Here is a 20,419-nt window from a genome sequence, read left to right on the forward strand (position 1 = left end):
TGTCTTCCGGATATGGCGTCAGACCGTGATAACCGATCGCACAGCGCGAGCGACCGATCCGACGCGACTCGCCGGAGCGTGAGTCGCCGGCAGTACATCGCCGCCGCCGGGGCGGCCGGCGCGGTCGCCCTCGCCGGCTGTAGCGGAGGCGACAGCGGTGACGGCGGTGACGGCGGCGGCGGCGACGGCGGTGACGGCGGTGACGGCGGCGACGGCGGTAGCATGGGCGGCGACGGAACGACGACGATCAACATCATCACGTGGGAGGAGTACGCCGAGATGCAGGAGAACATCGAGTCCACGCTCGACGGGGTGGAGCTGAACATCACGCCGTCGACGTCGTCGACGGAGATGTTCTCCCAGTGGAGCGCGGGCCAGGACGAGCAGTTCGACATCGCCGTCCCGAACAACAACCTCGTGCCGCGGTTCATCGACGCGGACCTTGTCGCACCCGTGAACCGGGACGTGGTGAACAACTACGGCTCGATGTACGACAAGTTCCAGACGTTCGTGGACGAGCAGTTCACCGTGGACGGCAGCGCCTACGGTGTGCCGATCCGCTTCGGGTGGTACGGCTACTCGTACGACACGCGGAGCGTTCCGGACCACGAGCCGAGCTACGACATCCTGTTCGAGGAGGACTACGTCGACGCCGACCTCGACGGCGAGATCATCATGTACGACGAGGCGGCGAAGACGATCCCCGCCGCGGCGCTGTACCTCGGCATGGACGACGCGATGTCCGGGTCGCGGATGACGTTCACGGAGGAGCAGCTCACGGAGATACAGGAGCTGCTCATCGAGCAGAAGCCGCGGCTGCAGGGATATATCGCCCCCGACCCGACGTTCATTCAGGAGTTCCGGCAGGGGAACTTCCTCGTCGGCCACAGCGGCCGGAACGAGACGGTCCAGATGCGGACCGAGGGCGACGACTGGGTCGAGTTCGTCGCCCCGAGAGAGGGCGCGCTGGCGTGGTACGAGACCGCGGTCGTCTCCGCCGCCTCGGACAACCAGGAGACCGCCTGGGAGGTCATCAACGAGTTCATCACGCCGCAGAACGGCGCGGCGCTCGCCGAGGCCGGCTTCTCGCCGAGCACGAACCCCAACGTCGCCGACGAGCTGACCGAGGAGCAGAACGAGCTGTACGGGCGGATCGACCCCTCGCGCCTCGAAGGCATGTACTCGCTCAAGGACATCGCCTCGGACGTCGAGGAGGCGTACGTCTCCACGTGGGAAGAGGTCAAGGCCGCATAGATGGCCGCAGACCAGCCCGACGAGAGCGCGCGGGCGAAAGCGGTGAGGCTGCTGAGCGGACCGCGCAGTCGGCTCGGCGTCACGGTCGGCCCCAGCGCGGCGTGGATACTCACCCTGCTCGTCGCGCCGCTGGCGTTCATGGTCGCCGTGAGCTTCTTCGAGGTCAGCTCGCTGACGTATCAGATAATCTACGAGCCGACGCTGAACAACTACCGGTCGCTGTTCGACGGCGGCGGCGCGATCTGGAACACCCCGTTCGTCACGGCGCTGTGGCTCTCGTACGTCATCGCCACCGTGACGACGGTGCTGTGCCTGACGCTCGCGTTCCCGCTGGCGTACCTGCTGGCGCGCAGGGGCGGGCGGCTGTTCAAGGTCGTCATCTTCTTCGTGCTCTTACCGTTCTTCACGATGTACCTCGTGCGGGCGTACTCCTGGGTCCTGATGTTCGGCCCGGGCGGCGTCATCAACAGCACGCTCATGAGTTGGGGGCTGACCGACGCCCCGCTCGGGATCTTCAACTACGGGATCCCGGCGATCATCGTCGGGCTCACGCACGCGTACTTCCCGTACATGCTCCTGACGCTGTACGCGAGCCTCGACGGCCTCGACTTCTCGATCATCGAGGCCGCCCGGGACCTGGGCGCCTCGCGGGTCGAGGTGCTCCGCGACCACGTGATCCCGCTCACGCTGCCGGGGATCATCGGCGGGAGCCTCTTCGTCTTCGTCCCGAGCGTCGGCGCGTTCATCACCCCGACGTTCCTCGGACAGGGGAAGGTCCAGATGATCGGCATGCTCATCGAGAGCCGGGTCGCCGGGACGTACTCGATCGGCTACGCGAGCGCGGCGTCGATGTTCGTGCTCGTCTCGATCGTGGGCGCGATGATCCTCGCGTTCCGGTACGTGAGCATCGAGGAACTGGGGGGTGCCTGAGATGGCGACCGAGACGTCCGAGTCGACGGAGGCGGCGCGACCGACCGAGCGGCTCGTCGGGCACCAGCGGATCGAACGGCTGCTCAGCACCTCGCTGTACGTCGTGTCCGGACTGTTGCTCCTCTTCCTGTGGGTGCCGCTCGCGATCATCATCTTCCTCGCGTTCGCGGAGAACGCCGTGACGATCTTCCCGTTCGAGGGGTTCACGCTCGACAACTTCCGGCTGGCGATGCGGAGCGACTCGATGCGCTCGTCGCTCGTCGGGAGCTTCACCATCGCGACGGTGGCGGCGTCGATAGCGACGGTGCTCGGCGTGCTGGCGAGCTTCGCGCTGACCCGCTACCGGTTCCGGCTTCGAGAGGTGTACCGGACCTTCGGTATCATCCCGATGGTGATCCCGGGGATCATCCTCGGCGTGGCGCTCCGGATCTACTTCCAGAACCTGCTCGGCATCCTCCCGGGGTTCGCCACGGTGGTGTTGGCGCACTCGCTGTACGGGCTCCCGTTCGTGCTCCTCATCGTCTCGGCCCGGCTCTACACCTTCGACGAGTCGCTGGAGGAGGCGGCTCGCGACCTCGGCGCGGACCCGCTGACGGTGTTCCGCGACGTCACGCTCCCCGTCATCGCCCCCGCGGTCGGCGCGGGCTTCCTGTTCGCGTGGATCCGGTCGTTCGAGGACTACATCCGGGCGCTGTTCCTCACCGGTCCCAACACGGACGTGCTGACGATCTGGATGTTCAGCCGGATCCGACAGCTCGACGCGCCGGAGCTCAACGCGGTCTCCGCGCTCATCGTGTTCGGAATCGCGGTCGCGCTGGCGGTCGCGATGAACGTCGGCAACGTGACCGGCTACGTCGCCGGGACGGTCACCGAGGAGGAGTGACCGCTCCGGCGGGCGCCGCCGCTTTTCTCACGTCCGCAAACCCCGTCGCGTCGAGCGGTCGCGTGGTTCGAGGGGGCGTCCCCGTCACGCCCGCGAGAAGACGGTCGGCGCGCCGTCGACCACGTCGAGCGAGACGTCGGCGCCCGTTTCGACCGCCGACTCGCGTCCCTGGATGACCACCTGGAGTTCGCCGATCTCCCCGTCGGGATCGACCACGTAGTTCGTCTGGTCGCCCTGGAAGTACCGCTCGACGACGGTGCCGCGCAGGACGCCGTCGCCGTCCGCGATGGTGAAGTCCTCCGGCCGGATCGAGACGGTGACCTCGCCGGCACCGGTCTCCACCGGGACGCCGAATCCGTCCTCGCCGCCGATCTCCGCGACCGTGGCCCCGTTCCGTTCGACGGTCCGCGCGGTGATGAGGTTCGTGTCGCCGATGAAGTCGGCGACGAACTCGGACGCCGGCTCGCGGTAGATCTCTTCCGGCGGACCGATCTGTTCGATGCGCCCGTCGTTCATCACGGCGATCCGGTCGCTGAGCGTCATCGCGACCTCCTGATCGTGGGTCACGTAGAAGAACGCCCCCTGCGTCTGCTTGTGGATCCGGCGGAGTTCGACCTGCATCTGCTTCCGGAGCTTCCGGTCGAGACTGGAGAGCGGCTCGTCGAGCAGGAGCACGGCCGGTTCGTTGACGAGCGCGCGGGCGAGGGCGACGCGCTGCTGTTGCCCGCCGGAGAGGTCGGTCGGGTCGCGGTCCTCGAACCCGTCCAGGTTGACCAGTTCGAGGTACTCCGAGACGCGTTCCGACCGTTCGTCCGCGTCGACGCCCGCCTTCGCGAGCCCGTACCCGACGTTCTCGCCGACCGTCATGTGGGGGAAAAGCGAGAGGTGCTGAAACACGAGGTTCGTGTCGCGGGCCTCGGGCGGCACCGACCCCATCGGCCGGTCGTCGATCCGAACCGTCCCCTCGGTCGGGTGCTCGAAGCCGCAGATCATCCGGAGCGTCGTCGTCTTCCCGCAGCCGGACGGACCGACGAGGGTGAAGAACTCGCCCTCCCGGACGGAGAAGTCGATGCCGTCGACCGCGGTGAGATCGCCGAACCGCTTCGTCACCTCGTCGAGCTCGACTAACGTCTTCCCCGCTGTCATGTGGCACCTCTCCCTGTACCAGCGTAATCAATCTATCGCCGACCTGACTCCCCGACGGCGGCCGCCGAGGGTCGACCGAGCGGCCGTCACTGCAGGCGCTTCGTCGTCTCGACGAGTGGGTGGCGCGCGTAGTCGACGATCTCGATGTCGGTGATGTCGCTTAACCCCTCCTTCTCGGCGGTCTTGGCCATCCCGAGGTCGACCGCGCGCTCCGGGACGATCACGTACGCCTCCATCGTCTCGATGCCCGCCTCGTGGGCGGCCATCACTCGGTGGTGGCCGTCGGCGAGGTGGAGGGTGCCGCCGTTGTCGATGACGACGAGCGGCTCCGCGAGCCCGCGTTCGAGCTCGTACTGACGCCCCTCCAGCTCGTCGGCGTACACGCGCGCCTGCGTCGGGATGAGATCGGTGAGGCGCACCTCGCGGCGCTCCTCGGTGAGGCTCACGCCGTGGATCTGTTCGAGCGTCCGCATCAGCTTCCCGACCTTGCTCGGCGTGGCGCGCTCGATCTGCGAGCGGACCACGTCCGTGTTCGAGATGATCCCGACGAGGTTGTCGGCGTCGTCGACCACGGGGAGCCGCTGGATCCCGGACCGGAGGATGACCCGGGCGGCGTCGGTCACCTTCATGTCCGGGTGCGCGACGATGAGGTCGTCGGACATCACGGTGAAGACGGGCGCCTCGTCGTCGGCGAGCAGGAGGTCGGCGGCCGAGACGAACCCCTCGACCGTCCGCCCCTGCGTGACGGGGAACCCGTTGTGGCCGTCGCTCTCGGCCATCCGTCGCGCGACGTCGCCGACCGTCTCGTCGGGGCTGACGGTCTCGACGTCCCGGGTCATGTACTCGCCGACGGTCGGTTTCCCGCTCATCGTCCGACGTTGGTCCCGGCGGAATAAAAAGGGGGCGGGGCGCGGTGAGAGCGCTCCGCCGGTCGCAGCGGGGTCGCTACGGGCGCTCGTGCGCGACGAACTCCGCGGCGTTGACGAGGTAGTGCGCGACGACGGGGGCGAGGAGGCTCCCCGTGGCGACGAACAGCCCGGCGAGCCCGAGCCCGAGCGCCCCGGCGACGGCGACTCCGAGCCGCCCCTGCGCCCCGTGGCCGACCCCGAACGCGACGGACGACCCGACCGCGAGGAGCCACGGGTCGACCGCGAGGCCGACCGCGAGCGCGCCGACCAGCGCCCCGCGGAACAGCGCCTCCTCGAAGACCGCGACGACCGGGAGCGCGACGCCGAGCAGCAGCGCCCACTCGCCCGGGGTCCCGGGCGCCATCGCCTCGCGGAGCCGGTCCGAGGGCGCGTGCCCGACTCTGGCTCCCAGCCGCGCCGCGGCCTCGTTGCCGGCGGCGAGCGCGGCCCCCGCGGCGACGCCGAGCGCGACGCGCCCGGCAGTCCCGAGCGACGCGAACGCCGGAGCGCCGAGCGTCGGGTGCGTCCCGCCGACCCCGAACGCCGTCGCCGGCACGGCGGTCCACCACGCGATCGCGGCGAGGGCGACGAGCGCGGTCGCCTGCGACGCCGCGGCGTTCGCCAACAGGACCCGCGTCGTGAGGACCGGGCGGTCGTCGCTCGCGGTGTCGGCAGGCCCTTTTTCGTCGTCGTTCTCGGCGTTCGCGGCGGCGTCGTCGCTCTCGATGAGCCCGCCGTCCCCGTCGTTCTCGCCGAGCGCGGCGGCGCCGTTGCCCCCGGCGGTCGAACCCCGGGTGACGTCGTCCCCGGTCCGACGGCCCCGATCGACGGTCCGCGCCCGCTCTAGCAGGCGCTGCGAGCGACGGGTGAAATAGAGAAGCAGCAGCGTCAGGGCGGCGGTCGCGAGCGCGAACGCCGCCCAGTCGGGCATCGGACGCGGTTCCGAGGCGGCCCTACTGCGGGCTCGGACTGGAGGGGCCGGAGACGCTCCCCTCCTTCAGGGCCGAGCCGGTGATCGACTTGAGCCGGGAGACGAGCGAGTCCTTCTCGGCCTCGCCCTCCAGCGCGATGTCGAGCACCTCGCTGATGTGCGAGACCGGGATGATCTCGATCATCTCCTCGTACTCGTCTTCGATCATCACGTCCTGCTCGTTCGCCTGCGGGATGATGACCCGGTCGCAGCCGGCCTTCGCGGCCGCCTCGATCTTGTGGGTCACGCCGCCGACGGGGAGCACGTCGCCCCGCACCGACAGCGAGCCGGTCATCGCGAGGCTCTGGTCGACGCCCACGTCCTCTAACGCGCTGATGACGGCGGTCGCGACCGTGATCGACGCGCTGTCCCCGTCGACGCCCTGCTGGCCCGTCTGGACGAACTGGATGTGGATGTCCATCTCCGAGATGTTCTCGTCGGAGAACTTCTTGATGATCGCCGAGACGTTCGACACCGCCTCCTGGGCCATCTCCTTCAGCTGGCCGGTGGCGATCACCTCGCCGGGGCCCTGCGAGGGCGTGACCTCGGCCATCACCGGGAGCATGATCCCGGAGTCCTCGCCCATCACGGCGAGCCCGTTGACGCGGCCGACGACGAACCCCTCGGAGACCTGCAGCTCGTAGTCCTTCCGGCGCTCGATGAAGTCGTCCGCGAGCTGCTGCTCGATGGAGCGCGAGCGCCCCTTCGCCTGCAACACGTGCTCGCGGGTGGTCATCTCGGCGTCCTCGCCGCGCGCGATGTCGCCCGCGACGCGGACCATCCCGCCGAGGTTCCGCATCTTCAGCGTGAGGTGGCCCTTCCGGCCGGAGCGGCGCTTGGCCTCGAGGATGATCTCCTCGACGGCCTCGGCCGAGAACTCCGGCAGGCGGCCGTCCTTCGCGACCTCCTGCGCGATGAACCGGACGTACTTCCGGCGCATCTCCGGGGTGTCCTCGATCGTGTCCTCCATGTACACCTCGTAGCCGTACCCCTTGATACGGCTCCGCAGCGCCGGGTGCATGTTCTCCATCGCGTCGAGGTTCCCGGCCGCGATCATGACGAAGTCGGTCGGGACGGGCTCGGTCTGGACCATCGCGCCCGAGGAGCGCTCGGACTGGCCCGTGATCGAGAACTCGCCCTCCTGGATCGCCGTCATGAGGTGCTGCTGACTGCGGATGTCGAGCGTGTTGATCTCGTCGATGAACAGCACGCCCTTGTTCGCCTTGTGGATGGCCCCGGCCTCGACGCGGTCGTGGCTGGGCGTCTCCATCCCGCCGGACTGGAACGGGTCGTGCCGGACGTCGCCGAGCAGCGCGCCGGCGTGCGCGCCGGTCGCATCGCGGAACGGCGCCGTCTTCGTGTCGCCGTTGTTCACCAGCAGGTTCGGGATCATCGCGTCCGACCCGCGGTTGAGGTAGCGGAAGACGAGGTAAACGACCCCGGCGGCGATGATGCCGACGAGGATCTGGCCGACGATGATGAGCGCGTAACCCAGCACGACGGCGATGATGATCCACATCAGCAGCGACCGCATCTGGTTGCGCTTGCGCGCCTCCTCGCGGTGCGCGTCGACGATCTGGTCGCCCTTCCCCGCCGGCACGGTCCGGACCTTCGGCTTGTTGCCGTCCTCCGGGTTGTGATAGACGAGGACGTCCTGGAGCTCCTCCTTCGGGAGCAGCTCCGACATCGCCTTCGCCAGCATCGACTTCCCGGTCCCGGGCGAGCCGATCATCATCACGTGGCGGCGCTGCTTGGCCGCCTTAATGATCACGTCGCGGGCGTGCTCCTGCCCGATCACCTGATCGACGAGGCGGTCGGGGATCTCGAGTTCGGCGGTGGAGTCGATCTTGAGCCCGCCGAGGAGGTCGTCCTCGTCCGGATCCTCCTCGATCTCGGCGCCCTCGACCTCGACGGAGCTCCCGAGCTCGTCGATGTCGCCGTTCTCGCTCTCTTCGGTGACACCCTCGGGGGTGACGCCGGTCTCGTCCCCGCGGCTCGCTCCGGCGCCATCCGGGCCGGGACCGTCGACGACGATCCCGTCGTCCCAGACCTCGTCCGGCTCCTCGCCGGCTGCCGACTCGTCGGCCTCGTCCGGCGCGTGCGCGCCGTCGTCGGGAGCGACGTCGTCGGGGGCGTCCTCGCCGTTCCCCGCCGGATCCGAGCCCTCAGAGCCCGTCTCGTCGGGCTGCTCGGGGTCGTCGGCCGGCGGGTCGTTCGCGTCCTTTTCGTTGCTCATAGAATCGGGTATCGCTAGTGAAAACGAAGGGTCGGCTACTGATATACTTTCTCCCCGCAGGCGGTTCGTCGGGATCCAGCGAAACGCCGCTGAGAGCGGGTATGGGCCCCGATATTGCCGTTCGAGCGGTCCCGCGGGGTTTATAAATAGTGGCTGCCCAACGTGCACCCATGCGCGGGTTCTACATCGGGCGGTATCAGCCGTTTCACGACGGCCACCGGCATATGGTCGAGGAGATCGCCGGGGAGGTCGACGAGCTCGTCCTGGGGATCGGCTCCGCCGGCGACTCCCACACCACCCGGAACCCGTTCACGGCCGGCGAGCGCGTGATGATGGTGACGAAGGCGGTCGAGCACCTCGACGTCACCACCTACGTCGTGCCCATCGAGGACCTCGACCGCAACTCGGTCTGGGTGAGCCACGTCCAGAGCATGACCCCGCGGTTCGACGTGGCCTACTCGAACAACCCCCTCGTCGTCCGGCTGTTCGAGGAGGCCGGCGTCGAGGTGCGCGGCTCCCCCATGTTCCGCCGCGACGTCCTGGAGGGGACGGAGCTGCGCGAGCGGATGATCCACGGCCACGACTGGGAGGAGCTCGTCCCGGAGACCGTGATCGACGTGATCGAGGAGGTCGACGGCGTCGAGCGCATCCGCCGGATCGCCGAGACCGACACGAACGGCGAGCCGCCGACGGACGCGTAGCCGTCGAACTCGCGGTCGCCGTCGCCGGACGTGCAGTCGCCGTCGGCAGACGCGCGGTCGCCGTCGAACCCGACCGGACGCGCAGTCGCCGCCTTTTAAACGTCGGCCGCCCTGCGGATCGCTCATGATAACGCTCACCTCCGACTTCGGCTCGCCGTACCCGGCCGCGATGAAGGGCGTGATCCGCCGTCACACGGATGCCGAGATGATCGACGTCGCTCACGACCTCCCGCGCGGGGACCCGCGGGCGGCCGCCTTCTGGCTGCGCTTCGTCCTCCCGGAGTTCCCGCCCGCCGTCCACTGCGCCGTCGTCGACCCCGGCGTCGGCACCGACCGGGACGCGCTCGTCGTCCGCGCCGGCGCGCACGTCCTGGTCGCGCCCGACAACGGGCTCGCGATGCCGCCGGCGCGGGCGCTCGCGGAAGGGGACGCGGCGGCCGAGGTCGAGGCGTTCGTCGTCGACGTCGAGGAGCCCGCGAGCCAGACGTTCCATGGCCGCGACGTGTTCGCGCCGGTCGCGGCGCGGATCCGCGCGAGGCTCGACGGCGGGCCGGCGGCCGCGGGGCCCGAGGGAGTCGCGGCCGCGCTCGACTCGACGGACGAGCTCTCGCCCGCGGCCGACCCCGTCGACATCGCGTTCCCCGAGCCGACCGTCGAGCGCGACGACGACGGCGACCCCGTCGCCGTCGACGGCGAGGTGCTCGTGATCGACCGGTTCGGCAACGTCGTCACGAACGTCCCGGGCGAGCTGGTCCGCGGCAGCGACTGGATCCGCGTCGACGGCGAGCTCACGCCCGTCGCGGAGACGTTCGGCGCGGTCGACCCCGGCGACCGGCTCGTCACCGTCGGGAGCCACGGCTACGTGGAGTGCGACGTCAACGACGGCCGCGGCGACGGCGCGTTCGACCTGCGGCCGGGCGACGAGGTGCGCCTGGTCGGCGACAACGTGAGCATCTAGGCGGTCGCGGGGACGGGGAAGAGCCGGGGACCGGCCTACAGCTCCACGCCGGAGGGGATCAGGCTCTCGCTGCGGAGGAGGTTCCCCTCGTGGTCGTACACGAGGAACGTGTCCTTGTCGTAGGCGACGAGCCGCTCGCCCTCGACGTCGATCTCGACCCGGTAGCGGGCGTCCTCGTCGCCGGCCGAGTCGCGCGCGGCGTGGATGAAGGGGAGGACGTCCGTGGCGGTCTCGTTGAGCTCCAACACGAAGTCCCCGGTGTATCGGTTCGTCACGCCGACCACGCCCTCCGGGTCGGCGGCGTCCGAGAGCGGCTCTCGGAGCCGGAACGCCACGTCGACCTCGGCGGCCTCCAGCAGCTCGCCGTCCGTGTCCGAGAGCCGGTCGCGCAGGAGTCCCTCCGGCCCGTGGAAGTCGATCCGGACCAGGGGCGTCGCCCGGTCGTCGGCGTCGTCGCCGACGCCCTCGACGGTCAGTTCGAAGTAGTCACGCCGCATTGCCTGTTAGGCTCTTTGCGGTCGGCACCTATCAACGTAACGGGCGACGCCCGGTACGGACGGGTCAGACGGGGCGAGCGCCGCGCGCTCGGGTCGGCGACGCCCCCGGCCTCACGGCCGATAATCGCCCGGTGGAATTTAAACGGCCACGCCGCATACGGCCACGTAACCAGATGGCGAGCGAGCCGAGCGAGGACGGCGGAGACCGCGTCGCGGCCCTCCGGCGACGGCTCTCGCGAACGTGGGAGATGCTGCGGGGATCGGAGCTCGATGTCCGCCCCTTCCGCCCGGGCGAGGACGGCCCGCTCGCCTCCTTCGCCGTGCCGGACGGCGAGCGCGAGGTCGACCGCTACTGGGTGAACGCCCCCTACGCGTACGTCGTGATCACCTACGACGACGCGGAGAGCGAACACCGGTACTACGCGGTCGAGCCGGACCTCGACGAGTTCGAGCGCGAGCTCCTCGACCGCGTCGTCGACGACATCCGGGACCCCCTGCTCTACCGCGAGGGGTCCGGCAAGACCGACGAGGAGACGCTCCGCGAGGAGCTGAAGGGCCTGTTGGAGGGGTACGGCGTCGACGCCGACATGGCGACGTTCCACGCGCTCGCCTACTACCTCTACCGCGACTTCCGCGGCTACGGGAAGGTCGACCCGCTCCTGAACGACCGCCACATCGAGGACGTCTCCTGTGACGGCTACGACCTCCCGATCTTCGTCTACCACGACGACTACACCGACATCGAGACGAACGTCTCGTTCCCGAAGGAGGAGCTCGACAACTACGTCATCCGACTGGCCCAGCAGTCCGGCCGTCACGTCTCCGTCGGCGACCCCATCGTGGAGACGACGCTGCCCGACGGCTCCCGCGCCGAGCTCGCGCTCGGCGAGGAGGTGACGCCCCGCGGCTCCGCGTTCACGATCCGCCAGTACGCCGAGGACCCGTTCACGCCGATCGACCTCGTGGAGTACGGCACGTTCTCGGTCGAGCAGATGGCGTACTTCTGGCTCTGTATCGAGCACAACAAGAGCCTCATCTTCGCGGGCGGCACCGCCTCCGGGAAGACCACGTCGATGAACGCGGTGTCGATGTTCGTCCCGCCGCGCGCGAAGGTGCTCACCATCGAGGACACCCGCGAGCTCTCCCTCTACCACGACAACTGGCTCTCCTCGGTCACCCGCGAGCGCCGCTACGAGGGGACCGACATCGACATGTACGACCTGCTCCGCTCGGCGCTGCGCCACCGCCCGGAGTACATCGTCGTGGGCGAGGTGCGCGGCGACGAGGCGATCACGCTGTTCCAGGCGATGAACACGGGTCACACCACCTTCTCGACGATGCACGCCGACTCGATCGAGACGGTGATCAACCGGCTGGAGAACGAGCCGATCAACGTGCCGCGGGCGATGGTGCAGTCGCTCGACATGCTCTCGATCCAGACGCTGACCCGCTCGGGCGACCAGCGCGTCAGGCGCGCGAAGACGATCGGCGAGATCGGCGGGATCGACCAGCGCACCGGCGAGCTCGACTACTCGTCGGCGTTCGAGTGGAACGCGGAGGCCGACGAGTTCCGTCGCAACGACTCGTCGCTCATGGAGGAGATCGCCGACGAGCGCGGCTGGTCCCGCTCCGAGCTGCTCCGCGAGATCCGGCGCCGCGAGCGCTTCCTGGAGCTGCTCCGCGCGCTCGGCATCACCGACTACCGGACGTTCACGGCCCTCGTCAACGAGTACTACGCCGACCCCGAACGCGTCATGGACCGGCTCGACGCGCGCGCGGCGGACGCCGACGGCGTCGAGGTGCCCGCGTCCGAGGTCACGGACGCGCCGCGATGATCGCCTCGGTCCCCCTCTTCGCCGCGCTCGGGCTCTGTCTGGCGCTGCTGCTGCCGGCCGTCTCCGACCGCGCCGACCTGCTGGTCACCCGGATCGCGCTCTCGCTGTTCGGGGACTACGTCGCCGAGGACGGCCCCCGGCGACGGCGCCAGCGCGACCTGCTGCACGCCGCCCACGTCGACGCCACCCACCGCGCGTACGCCTCCCGGACCCTGCTGTACGCCGGCGTGCTCGGCGTCGCGGGCAGCGTCCTCGGAGTATACGCGGCCGCCGCGCTCCTCTCCGCGCTCGATGTCGGCGAGGCGGCGATCCGCGCGTTCCTGCCGGCCGCGCTCTCCTTCCTCGCCGGGCTCGCGGGGCTCGCGTCGCTCTCGCTCCCGCGGCTGTTCCTCCTCCTGACGTTCGCCTCGGCGACGCTCGGCTCCGCGCTCGCGGCCGGGACGTACTACGGGCGGTGGGAGCTGCTGAGCCAGCGCGCGCACGCCAGGGCGGCCGAGATCGACGCCACCCTCCCGCGGACGGTCGCGTTCATGTACGCGCTCTCGCGGTCGGGGATGGCGTTCCCGCGGGTGATGGACACGCTCGCGGAGAACGAGGCGGTGTACGGCGAGGCGGCCACCGAGCTGTCGGTCGCCGTCCGCGACATGAACGCGTTCGGCACGGACGCGCTGACCGCGCTCCAGCGCACCGCGCGCCGGACGCCGAGCGACGACCTGGCCGACTTCTCGGAGAACCTCGCCTCGGTCCTCGGCACCGGCCAGTCGATCTCGGCGTTCCTCGCCGACCAGTACGAGCTGTACCAGGAGGAGGCCGAGTCGAAACAGGAGCGCTACCTGGAGCTGCTCTCGACGTTCGCGGAGGCGTACGTCACGGCGCTGGTCGCCGGCCCGCTCTTCTTCATCACCATCCTCGTCGTCATCGGGCTCGTCCTCGCGGACACGCTCCCGCTGCTCCGCGTCGTCGTCTACCTCGGCGTCCCGCTCGCGACGTTCGGGTTCGTCGTCTACGTCGACAGCGTGACGCAGGGGGTCGGCGGCACGGAGACCGTCGACCTCTCCGAGGCGTCCGACGACGGGACGGGCGGCGGGGGAGGCGAGGGGACGGGCGACTCGCCCGGCGACGCCCCGGGCGTCGCGGCCGACGGAGGCGTCGCGGACGGGACCGGCCGCGACCGCTGGGCCGCCAGCCGCGAGCGGCTCCGGGCGTACGACCGGGTCCGGCGGCTGCGACGGTGGGCCGCGTCGCCGGTCGAGAACGCGGTCCGGGCCCCGCGGACGTCGTTCCTCGTGACCGTCCCGCTCGCGCTCCTCGGGCTGCTCGTCTTCGCCTTCCCGGTCACGCTCGGCCCGGCGACCGAGATGGTCGCGCAGGTGGAGACCCAGGTCGTCGTCGCGACGGCGCTCGTCCTCGCGGTCTACGCGGTCGTCTACGAGGTCGGGAAGCGCCGCACCCGCCGGGTCGAGTCGTCGGTGCCTGACTTCCTCGACCGGCTCGCGAGCGTCAACGAGGCCGGCACCTCCGTCGTCGGCAGCGTCAGGCGGGTCGCCGACTCCAACCTGGAGGCGCTGACGGACGACCTGAAGCGCACCCGACGCGACATCGACTGGGGCGCCGACGTGAGCACCGCGCTCCGCCGGCTGGAGCGCCGCGTCCGGTCGCCCATGACCTCCCGGGCCGTGGCGCTCGTGACGAACGCGATGCACGCGAGCGGCGACATCGGTCCCGTGCTCCGGATCGCGGCCGACGAGTCGCGCGCGACGTGGTCGCTCCGCAAGGAGCGCCGACAGGTGATGTTGACGTACCTCATCGTGATCTACATCTCCTTCCTCGTCTTCCTCGGGATCATCGCCTCCCTGTCCGTCTCCTTCATCCCGGCCATCGAGCAGGCGGCGATCCCGAGCGCCGGCGGCGACGCGGGCGGCGTCCCCGGCGCGCCCGGCGGCCCCTCCGGGATTACCGAGGGACTCGGCGACATCGACGCGTCCGCCTACGAGCAGCTGTTCTTCCACGCCGCGGCCGTGCAGGCCGTCTGCTCCGGCCTCGTCGCCGGTCAACTCGGCGAGGGGTCCGTCAGGGACGGCGCGAAGCACGTGGTCGTCCTCCTCGCGCTGACGCTCCTCACGTTCGCCGTCATCGACCTGGTGTGACGGGCCGCGTCGGTCGGGGGTCGCCGGTCCCTCGTCGTTCCCGACCCGTCGCCGTCCACCGGAGCTATGTCGCTCGACCCCGACCGTCCGGCATGGAGCCGGACCCGCGGTCGACGTACGACCGCATCGCCGCGCACTTCGCGAAGACCCGCGAGCACGCGTGGCCGGAGGTCGAGTCGTTCCTGACGGGGCGCTCGGCGACGCGCGCGCTCGACGTCGGCTGCGGGAACGGGCGCCACGCGGAGCCGCTCGCGGAGCGCGCCGAGTCGGTCGTCGGCGTCGACCTGAGCCGCGAGCTCCTGCGCGAGGCGACGGCTCGCGCCCGCGAGCGCGGTTACGCCCGCTCGTTCGATCCGGTCCACGGCGACGCCGCCGCCCTCCCCGTCGCCGACGACGCGGTCGACCTCGCGGTCTACGTCGCCGCGCTCCACCACCTCTCGCCGCGCGCCGCCCGCGTCCGGAGCCTCGACGAGCTCGCGCGCGTCCTCGCGCCCGGCGGCGTCGCGCTCGTGAGCGCGTGGAGCACCGCCCACGACCGCTTCGACCGGGAGGCGGGGTTCGACACGACCGTCGACTGGACGCTCCCCGACGGGGAGGTCGTCCCCCGCTACTACCACGTCTACTCGCCCGCGGAGTTCGACCGCGACCTCGCCGAGAGCGACCTCGACCCCGTCGACGTCGACGTCTCCAGCGGGAACTGCTACGCCGTGGTCGCCGCGTCCGACGACGAGTCCGGTTCGCCGGCCGACGCGGGGCTCGGCGACGGGTCGTCGAACGCGGGCGCAGAAGAGTAGCCGCGCCGCCTTCCGCGGCGGTCGGGCCGCGGTCTCAGTCGGCGACGGTCTCGTGACCGGTCGCCGCGTCGTCCGCGAGCGGCGTCACGATCTTGTACACCGCGTAGAGGCCGAGCACCGCGACCCCGGCCAACACGACGCCGGTCCGGACCTGCGGCGAGATCAGCGGCGCCGCCACGACCTCGCCCGCGTCGTTGGTCATCGGGACCGGGCTGTACGGGGGGCCGACGAGGATCTCTACGATCCCCATGCCGACGATCCCGAGCAGCATCAGTCCCGCGCTCAGCGCCATCGCCGCCTTGTCGATGATGTCAGTCATGATCTGTCACCTCTTAACCGAGCAGGTAGCGGAGCTTCGGGTGCCGTTCGACGACGTCGAGCTTCTCGATGACCGCGTCGAGGCCGTAGTAGCGGCCGGCCGCGAGCACGATCATCGTCATGAACAGCAGCAGCCCCATGAAGTCGCTGTTGACGAGCCCGTGGGCGAAGCCGGCGTTACCGACCCAGAACAGGACCATGAAGATGACCCCGCCGAAGGCGGCGAACCGAGTGAACGCGCCCGCGATCAGCGCGAGGCCGATCAGGGTCTCGAAGAGGGGCACGCCGGGCTCGATGAGCCACGCGAGGTTGTTCCCCATCCAGACGGGGATCCCGCCCAGCGCGGTGCCGGTCATCCCCTTCATGTACGCCGGCCCGGACGTAAACGCGAACCCACTCTCGATTACCTTCGTGATCCCGGCGTGGAAGAACCACCAGCCGGTGACCACGCGCAGGAAGGCGATCCAGTACGCCGCCCACGGACCGTCAAGCGCGAACTCGACCTCGTCGACGAGCGGATTCCCCGATTGGTATGACATCGTGTTCACCTCACGGGTGAACGTTGGACGCGCACCCGTATATGTACACGACCGCCTTCTAAACGGCTGAAAAGCGTTCTAAGCGCACGGGAACGGCCCGCGATACTGTGGCATTTTAAATACACCCCCGGACGGTCGGAGCGGTCTCGGCGTCCAGATCGCCCGGCCCGCCGTCGGCAACACGGAACGTTTATTGGATTCGTTGGGCCTACGTCTACACGCGTCAGCGACGGACGCACCCGTGCGCGCCGGTGGTCTAGTGGTAGGACCTGAGCCTTCCAAGCTCATGGCCCGGGTTCAAATCCCGGCCGGCGCAGTTTCCCGCACAGCGCGAACGAGGAGTGACAGCGACGAGTGAGTTCGTGCGGGAAACTGCGCCGAGGGTTTGAACCCTGGAAGTCGCAGCCCGCGCAGCGAGCGGAGCGAGCGAGCAGGACCGTCTTCCTCCGGTTCAAATCCCGGCCGGCGCACTCTCCGACAGAGAACTTCTCTGTAGTCAATTCTCTATCCAGTGCTATCGGAAAGAATATCAGTCGAAAAGTGGTCCTACCACTAAATCTGAGCTGGTCCAGATCTTATCATTATTCGGGAGTATTGAATAGCACAGTTCAGCTATCTCGTGGTCTGAGCTAAGAACGGTGCGAACGAGAATACTTTCCGACTCAAAGATCGGTGACGCCGACTCGATGCGTCGTTACGAGAAGGTGTCGTCTGTCGTGACTACCGGTTCCACCTCATCAAGTGGCGATCTCTACTCTCTCCCCGACTCGATGAGGTAATCTATCTCTGTCACCCGATATAATTGCTCGAAAATGAGAATTTTCTGGCTGAGATTCTGGGTATTGGTTTCGTCACTTTGGGTTACGAAACCACCGTTGGGTAGTTACGGTGTACTCAACGATCATAGTAGTTGAGACTGGCCGTCTCAATGGATACGATTCTCGAACTGCTTCAACGAGGCTAGGACGGAGCATGCCTTTCAGCAGTTTCGTCACTTTCAAACCTAACACTTATTACAGTTGACACCGTATTTCTACTCAGCGATGTCCATCGACCGAGATACCTTCGAGAAGACGAGCGAGGACGAACTCGAGGAACTTTCCGTCCCGGATCAGGTCCTCGGATTTCTCGCCGCCAACGATGATCGCGCGTTCAAGGCCCGCGAAATCGCCTCTCAGATCGGTCTCGATGAGGGCGCGGTCAGCACCGCGCTCTCGAGACTGAAGGACCGCGATTTCGTCGAACACAAAGCGACGTACTGGGCGATAACCGACGACACAGAGCGACTCGACGGATACAGCGGGTACGAACGAGCGACCGCCCTGTTCAACCAGCGACTCGGTACAGAGGACAAGGAGTCCTGGCGCGAACACGCACCCGAGGAACCGCATCCGAGCGTCGAGGACGAACAGTGACCGAGGAAGAGAGACCGATTTTCGAGCGTGGCGACGTCGTCTACGGAGATGATCCGTTCAAAAGCGAGGAAGATGCTCGGCCCTGGCTCATTCTCTCGAATCACGAAGGCCGTCCGTTCCACGGCGAGCAGTATATCGCGCTCACGTTGACGTCGAAATCCTGGATGCACGGCCTGATCGACGTTCCCGGTGAGAGTTGGCTTCGTGGTGGGATCCCGGATGTGAGCCGGATTGTCCCGTGGGGAGTCCAATCGATCGACCACGAGGATATCGACTTCTGGCAAGGTCGCCTTGACAGCGATGTCGTCGACGAGGCGGTTGCCGCGCTCGTCGAAGAACTACACTAGTGGAGACGCGTTGAGATACTATTCACTCGACGGTCTTCCACTGAAATCGCCGTAGCCCTCGGAGGCGATGCGCTGCTCACGCCGCGACCGAGGCCTTACAGACTCGCTCCGCCGTCGACCCACACCGTCTCGCCCGTCACGTAGCCCGCGCCCTCGGAGGCGAGGTAGAGGTACGCGTCGCGCAGGTCCGCCGGCGTCCCGGCTCTGGAGGGGAGCCCGTCCGACTCCTCGATCTCGCTCGCCTCCTCGGCCCATCCCTCTCGGATCTCGGTGGCGATCGGTCCGGGAGCGACCGCGTTCACCCGGACCCCGTGCTCGTCGAGTTCGAGCGCCGCGCTCCGGGTGAGCATCTGGATCCCGCCCTTCGTCGCGGCGTAGTGGGAGTGATTCTGCTCCGCGCGCTCGGCCGTCGTCGACGACGTGTTCACGATCGCGCCGTCGACGCCGCGGTCGACCATGTCCCGCGCGGCCAGCTGCGTGCCGAAGAAGGCGCCCCTGAGGTTGACGCCGTGGACGTGATCGAAGTCCTCGGGGTCGACGTCGAGGAACTTCAGGCTCCGGTGGACGCCCGCGTTGTTCACCATCACGTCGACCCCGCCGAACTCGCGGGCCGCCTCGATCACCGACTCGATCTGGCTCGGCTCCGAGACGTCGGTCTCGACGAAGCGGGCGGTCCCGCCGCGCTCCTCGACGAGCTCGTGCGTGGGGGTCTCGGCGCCGACGTCTTTCGGTTCCGCCCGGAGGTCGGCGTTGATCACGGTCGCGCCCGCGTCGCCGAACCCGGTCGCGACCGCGCGGCCGATCCCGCTCGACCCGCCCGTGACCACGACCGTCTCGTCGGAGAAGTCCGCGCTGATGGTTCCCATACCGACGCTCGGACGCAGCGGATCAAAAAAGGTCGGTCTCGCGGGCCCGCGAGCGGGCCCCGATCGCGTTCCGCGGCGTCGGTCCGTCCGGTCTCGGTCGTCGCATCCCGTCTCAGTCGTCCCGTCTCAGTCGTCGTCGGCCGCGGGCCGCTCCGCCTCCGAGTCGGCGCCCGCCTCGGTCCGGGGGCCGCCGGCGTGCCCCTCGTGGGCGACCGCGGTCGCCAGCAGCTCGGGCGAGATCGCGGGCACGTCCTCCTCGGAGACGGGCCCGTCCCGCGCGATCTCCTCGGTGGAGCGGGGGAACTCGCGGAGGTCCTTGTGCAGCGCGATCCCGGCCTTGGCGCCCTGTCCCAGCGCGACCGGAACCTGGTTGTGGCCGGGCGTCACGTCGCCGACGGCGTACACGCCGTCGACGCTCGTGCGGCCGTGGTCGTCGACGTCGATCTCGCCGCCCTCAGTGAGGTCGCAGCCGAGCCCCTCGGCCAGCGCGGTGTTGTAGTCGGAGCCGTACATCGGGAAGCCGCCGCGGTACTCGCGGCGCGACCCGTCCTCGAACTCCATCGCCTCCAGCCAGCCGGAGTCGGGGTCGTTCTCGACCCCGGCCACGTCCTCGTGAACGATATCGACGGGGTGCGACTCCAGCTGGGCCGCCGTCTCCTCGCTCCACGTCGGCTCCGCGCCGCGGGTCAGGAGGTCCACGTCGTCCGTCAGGTTCAGCATGATCATCGCGACGTGGGCGGCGACCTCGCCGTGGCCCATCACGTACACCGGCTCGTCGACGAACATGTAGGCGTCGCAGTGGAGACACCAGTGAAGCCCCCTCGCGTTCCGGGGAAGCGGCGGGTCCGGGCGCTCGTCGGAGAAGCCGGTCGCGAGCACGACGCGGTCCGCGAGGAACTCGGCGTCGTTCGTCGTCAGCCGGAAGCGACCCTCCTCAGTCTCGGTCACGTCGGTGACGAAGCCGCGCTCGAACGTCCCGCCGTACGACTCAACCTGCTCGCGGCCGGTCTCGAGCAGCTCGTTGCCGGAGACCTCCTCGGTGACGCCGATCACGTTGTGCGTGTCGGCCATCATCGCCGCGCGGCCGCCGCCGCGGTCGATCAGCGCCGTCTCGTGTCCCAGGCGGGCCCCGTACAGGGCGGTCGTCAGCCCGGCCGGCCCGCCGCCGACGACCGCGATCTCGTACTCGTCGTCTACCGAACTCATTGCCGGATCGTACGCGACCCATCGGTTTAAATGAAGCCGTGCTGTGCGCGGTCCGCGGCCATCCCGGGCGGCGGTCCCGCCCGGTTCGGGTCCCGCGATTCCGCGCGTCTCCCGGAAGCTTATTACGATCCGTCGCTTCGGTCGTGCCAGTGCCCTCGCGACTCGCCGCCGCGCTCGCTCTCCTCGCCGTCGGCGCCGTCGCCGACGTGGCGTCCACCTACGTCGCGATCGCGGGCGGACAGTACGTCGAGGGCTCTCCCGTCGGCGGCGCCTTCATCGCCGCGTTCGGGCTCGTTCCCGGAATGCTCCTCACCAAGGTCGCGGGGATGGTCGTCATCGGGATCCCGGTCGCGGTCGCGGGCGGGACCCGGCGGCTCGTCGCGACGCTGATGTGCGCCGGCGTCGGTCTCCTCTCGCTCGCGACCGCCGCGCGGAACGTCCTGCTCCTCCTCGGGCTCTGGCCGTGACC

The 20,419-nt window shown here is 69.1% G+C and carries 20 protein-coding genes and 1 tRNA gene; 12 read left to right on the top strand and 9 right to left on the bottom strand.

All coding sequences use genetic code 11. The annotated features are described in order from the left end of the window. Positions 1–12 precede the first annotated feature (12 nt). From NO900_RS11170 to NO900_RS11180, 3 genes are read left to right on the top strand one after another with little or no spacing between them, the layout of a single operon-like run. Entirely contained in the window at positions 13–1,254 is a 1,242-nt protein-coding gene (locus tag NO900_RS11170) for an ABC transporter substrate-binding protein (protein ID WP_256409305.1), read from the top strand. Further along, on the top strand, positions 1,255–2,184 hold the full coding sequence (locus NO900_RS11175; RefSeq protein WP_256409306.1) for an ABC transporter permease: 930 nt from the start codon (positions 1,255–1,257) through the stop codon (positions 2,182–2,184). 1 nt (position 2,185) lies between these two features. Beyond that, positions 2,186–3,067 carry an ABC transporter permease gene (locus NO900_RS11180; protein ID WP_256409307.1) on the top strand — a complete coding sequence of 294 codons (882 nt, stop codon included), beginning with the start codon at positions 2,186–2,188 and terminating at the stop codon, positions 3,065–3,067. A gap of 84 nt (positions 3,068–3,151) precedes the next feature. Here NO900_RS11180 and NO900_RS11185 read toward each other — a convergent pair whose 3' ends face one another. The 4 genes from NO900_RS11185 to lonB all read right to left on the bottom strand — a co-directional run bounded on the left by NO900_RS11185 (position 3,152) and on the right by lonB (position 8,327). Then, positions 3,152–4,213 (bottom strand): ABC transporter ATP-binding protein, encoded by a 1,062-nt coding sequence (locus tag NO900_RS11185; protein ID WP_256409308.1) that lies wholly within the window; start codon positions 4,211–4,213, stop codon positions 3,152–3,154. Between the two features lie 86 nt (positions 4,214–4,299). Next, entirely contained in the window at positions 4,300–5,082 is a 783-nt protein-coding gene (locus tag NO900_RS11190; protein ID WP_256409309.1) for a CBS domain-containing protein, read from the bottom strand. 76 nt (positions 5,083–5,158) lie between these two features. Then, positions 5,159–6,052: a CPBP family intramembrane glutamic endopeptidase gene (locus NO900_RS11195; protein WP_256409310.1), complete on the bottom strand. Its 894-nt coding sequence runs from the start codon at positions 6,050–6,052 to the stop codon at positions 5,159–5,161. A gap of 22 nt (positions 6,053–6,074) precedes the next feature. Next, complete coding sequence (gene lonB, locus NO900_RS11200; RefSeq protein ID WP_256409311.1) at positions 6,075–8,327, bottom strand: ATP-dependent protease LonB; 2,253 nt, start codon at positions 8,325–8,327, stop codon at positions 6,075–6,077. Positions 8,328–8,497: 170 nt separating this feature from the next. Here lonB and NO900_RS11205 point away from each other — a divergent pair, with 170 nt between their 5' ends. Next, positions 8,498–9,028, top strand: a complete 531-nt coding sequence (locus NO900_RS11205; RefSeq protein ID WP_256409312.1) for a nicotinamide-nucleotide adenylyltransferase — start codon at positions 8,498–8,500, stop codon at positions 9,026–9,028. 124 nt (positions 9,029–9,152) lie between these two features. Beyond that, positions 9,153–9,986 carry an SAM hydrolase/SAM-dependent halogenase family protein gene (locus tag NO900_RS11210; RefSeq protein ID WP_256409313.1) on the top strand — a complete coding sequence of 278 codons (834 nt, stop codon included), beginning with the start codon at positions 9,153–9,155 and terminating at the stop codon, positions 9,984–9,986. A 35-nt stretch (positions 9,987–10,021) separates the two neighbouring features. Here the strand turns inward: NO900_RS11210 and NO900_RS11215 are convergent, their stop codons facing one another. Next, positions 10,022–10,483 (bottom strand): DUF5793 family protein, encoded by a 462-nt coding sequence (locus NO900_RS11215; protein WP_256409314.1) that lies wholly within the window; start codon positions 10,481–10,483, stop codon positions 10,022–10,024. Positions 10,484–10,656: 173 nt separating this feature from the next. Between NO900_RS11215 and NO900_RS11220 the strand changes: the two genes are divergently transcribed. The 3 genes from NO900_RS11220 (at position 10,657) to NO900_RS11230 (ending at position 15,259) form a co-directional block, all read left to right on the top strand. Then, positions 10,657–12,318, top strand: coding sequence for a type II/IV secretion system ATPase subunit (locus tag NO900_RS11220; protein WP_256409315.1), 1,662 nt, complete (start codon positions 10,657–10,659; stop codon positions 12,316–12,318). Further along, positions 12,315–14,465, top strand: coding sequence for a type II secretion system F family protein (locus NO900_RS11225; protein ID WP_256409316.1), 2,151 nt, complete (start codon positions 12,315–12,317; stop codon positions 14,463–14,465). Before NO900_RS11220 ends, NO900_RS11225 begins: the two co-directional genes overlap by 4 nt. 92 nt (positions 14,466–14,557) lie before the next feature. Next, positions 14,558–15,259 carry a class I SAM-dependent methyltransferase gene (locus NO900_RS11230; protein WP_256409317.1) on the top strand — a complete coding sequence of 234 codons (702 nt, stop codon included), beginning with the start codon at positions 14,558–14,560 and terminating at the stop codon, positions 15,257–15,259. A 34-nt stretch (positions 15,260–15,293) separates the two neighbouring features. Here NO900_RS11230 and NO900_RS11235 read toward each other — a convergent pair whose 3' ends face one another. Together NO900_RS11235 and NO900_RS11240 are read right to left on the bottom strand one after the other, a co-directional pair. Then, positions 15,294–15,578 (bottom strand): hypothetical protein, encoded by a 285-nt coding sequence (locus tag NO900_RS11235; protein ID WP_256409318.1) that lies wholly within the window; start codon positions 15,576–15,578, stop codon positions 15,294–15,296. A gap of 13 nt (positions 15,579–15,591) precedes the next feature. Beyond that, positions 15,592–16,116, bottom strand: coding sequence for a DoxX family protein (locus NO900_RS11240; protein WP_256409319.1), 525 nt, complete (start codon positions 16,114–16,116; stop codon positions 15,592–15,594). A 245-nt stretch (positions 16,117–16,361) separates the two neighbouring features. Between NO900_RS11240 and NO900_RS11245 the strand changes: the two genes are divergently transcribed. The 3 genes from NO900_RS11245 (at position 16,362) to NO900_RS11255 (ending at position 17,878) form a co-directional block, all read left to right on the top strand. Further along, positions 16,362–16,432: transfer RNA gene (locus NO900_RS11245), tRNA-Gly, on the top strand. Positions 16,433–17,159: 727 nt separating this feature from the next. Then, positions 17,160–17,531, top strand: coding sequence for a MarR family transcriptional regulator (locus tag NO900_RS11250; protein WP_256409320.1), 372 nt, complete (start codon positions 17,160–17,162; stop codon positions 17,529–17,531). Further along, positions 17,528–17,878 carry a type II toxin-antitoxin system PemK/MazF family toxin gene (locus NO900_RS11255; RefSeq protein WP_256409321.1) on the top strand — a complete coding sequence of 117 codons (351 nt, stop codon included), beginning with the start codon at positions 17,528–17,530 and terminating at the stop codon, positions 17,876–17,878. Before NO900_RS11250 ends, NO900_RS11255 begins: the two co-directional genes overlap by 4 nt. A gap of 95 nt (positions 17,879–17,973) precedes the next feature. On the opposite strand, the gene NO900_RS11260 is transcribed toward NO900_RS11255, so the two are convergent. Both NO900_RS11260 and NO900_RS11265 read right to left on the bottom strand, forming a co-directional pair. Next, positions 17,974–18,744, bottom strand: coding sequence for an SDR family NAD(P)-dependent oxidoreductase (locus NO900_RS11260; RefSeq protein ID WP_256409322.1), 771 nt, complete (start codon positions 18,742–18,744; stop codon positions 17,974–17,976). A 126-nt stretch (positions 18,745–18,870) separates the two neighbouring features. After that, on the bottom strand, positions 18,871–19,950 hold the full coding sequence (locus NO900_RS11265; protein ID WP_256409323.1) for an NAD(P)/FAD-dependent oxidoreductase: 1,080 nt from the start codon (positions 19,948–19,950) through the stop codon (positions 18,871–18,873). A gap of 149 nt (positions 19,951–20,099) precedes the next feature. Here NO900_RS11265 and NO900_RS11270 point away from each other — a divergent pair, with 149 nt between their 5' ends. Continuing rightward, positions 20,100–20,417, top strand: a complete 318-nt coding sequence (locus NO900_RS11270) for a hypothetical protein (protein WP_256409324.1) — start codon at positions 20,100–20,102, stop codon at positions 20,415–20,417. Positions 20,418–20,419: the final 2 nt, after the last annotated feature.

This window comes from Halorubrum rutilum (genome assembly GCF_024494565.1).

Bases quoted from the DNA above. Each gene is read 5' to 3' on its own strand.
- NO900_RS11170 (WP_256409305.1), top strand. From the start codon at position 13: ATGGCGTCAGACCGTGATAACCGATCGCACAGCGCGAGCGACCGATCC.
- NO900_RS11175 (WP_256409306.1), top strand. From the start codon at position 1,255: ATGGCCGCAGACCAGCCCGACGAGAGCGCGCGGGCGAAAGCGGTGAGG.
- NO900_RS11180 (WP_256409307.1), top strand. From the start codon at position 2,186: ATGGCGACCGAGACGTCCGAGTCGACGGAGGCGGCGCGACCGACCGAG.
- NO900_RS11185 (WP_256409308.1), bottom strand. From the start codon at position 4,213: ATGACAGCGGGGAAGACGTTAGTCGAGCTCGACGAGGTGACGAAGCGG.
- NO900_RS11190 (WP_256409309.1), bottom strand. From the start codon at position 5,082: ATGAGCGGGAAACCGACCGTCGGCGAGTACATGACCCGGGACGTCGAG.
- NO900_RS11195 (WP_256409310.1), bottom strand. From the start codon at position 6,052: ATGCCCGACTGGGCGGCGTTCGCGCTCGCGACCGCCGCCCTGACGCTG.
- lonB (WP_256409311.1), bottom strand. From the start codon at position 8,327: ATGAGCAACGAAAAGGACGCGAACGACCCGCCGGCCGACGACCCCGAG.
- NO900_RS11205 (WP_256409312.1), top strand. From the start codon at position 8,498: ATGCGCGGGTTCTACATCGGGCGGTATCAGCCGTTTCACGACGGCCAC.
- NO900_RS11210 (WP_256409313.1), top strand. From the start codon at position 9,153: ATGATAACGCTCACCTCCGACTTCGGCTCGCCGTACCCGGCCGCGATG.
- NO900_RS11215 (WP_256409314.1), bottom strand. From the start codon at position 10,483: ATGCGGCGTGACTACTTCGAACTGACCGTCGAGGGCGTCGGCGACGAC.
- NO900_RS11220 (WP_256409315.1), top strand. From the start codon at position 10,657: ATGGCGAGCGAGCCGAGCGAGGACGGCGGAGACCGCGTCGCGGCCCTC.
- NO900_RS11225 (WP_256409316.1), top strand. From the start codon at position 12,315: ATGATCGCCTCGGTCCCCCTCTTCGCCGCGCTCGGGCTCTGTCTGGCG.
- NO900_RS11230 (WP_256409317.1), top strand. From the start codon at position 14,558: ATGGAGCCGGACCCGCGGTCGACGTACGACCGCATCGCCGCGCACTTC.
- NO900_RS11235 (WP_256409318.1), bottom strand. From the start codon at position 15,578: ATGACTGACATCATCGACAAGGCGGCGATGGCGCTGAGCGCGGGACTG.
- NO900_RS11240 (WP_256409319.1), bottom strand. From the start codon at position 16,116: ATGTCATACCAATCGGGGAATCCGCTCGTCGACGAGGTCGAGTTCGCG.
- NO900_RS11250 (WP_256409320.1), top strand. From the start codon at position 17,160: ATGTCCATCGACCGAGATACCTTCGAGAAGACGAGCGAGGACGAACTC.
- NO900_RS11260 (WP_256409322.1), bottom strand. From the start codon at position 18,744: ATGGGAACCATCAGCGCGGACTTCTCCGACGAGACGGTCGTGGTCACG.
- NO900_RS11265 (WP_256409323.1), bottom strand. From the start codon at position 19,950: ATGAGTTCGGTAGACGACGAGTACGAGATCGCGGTCGTCGGCGGCGGG.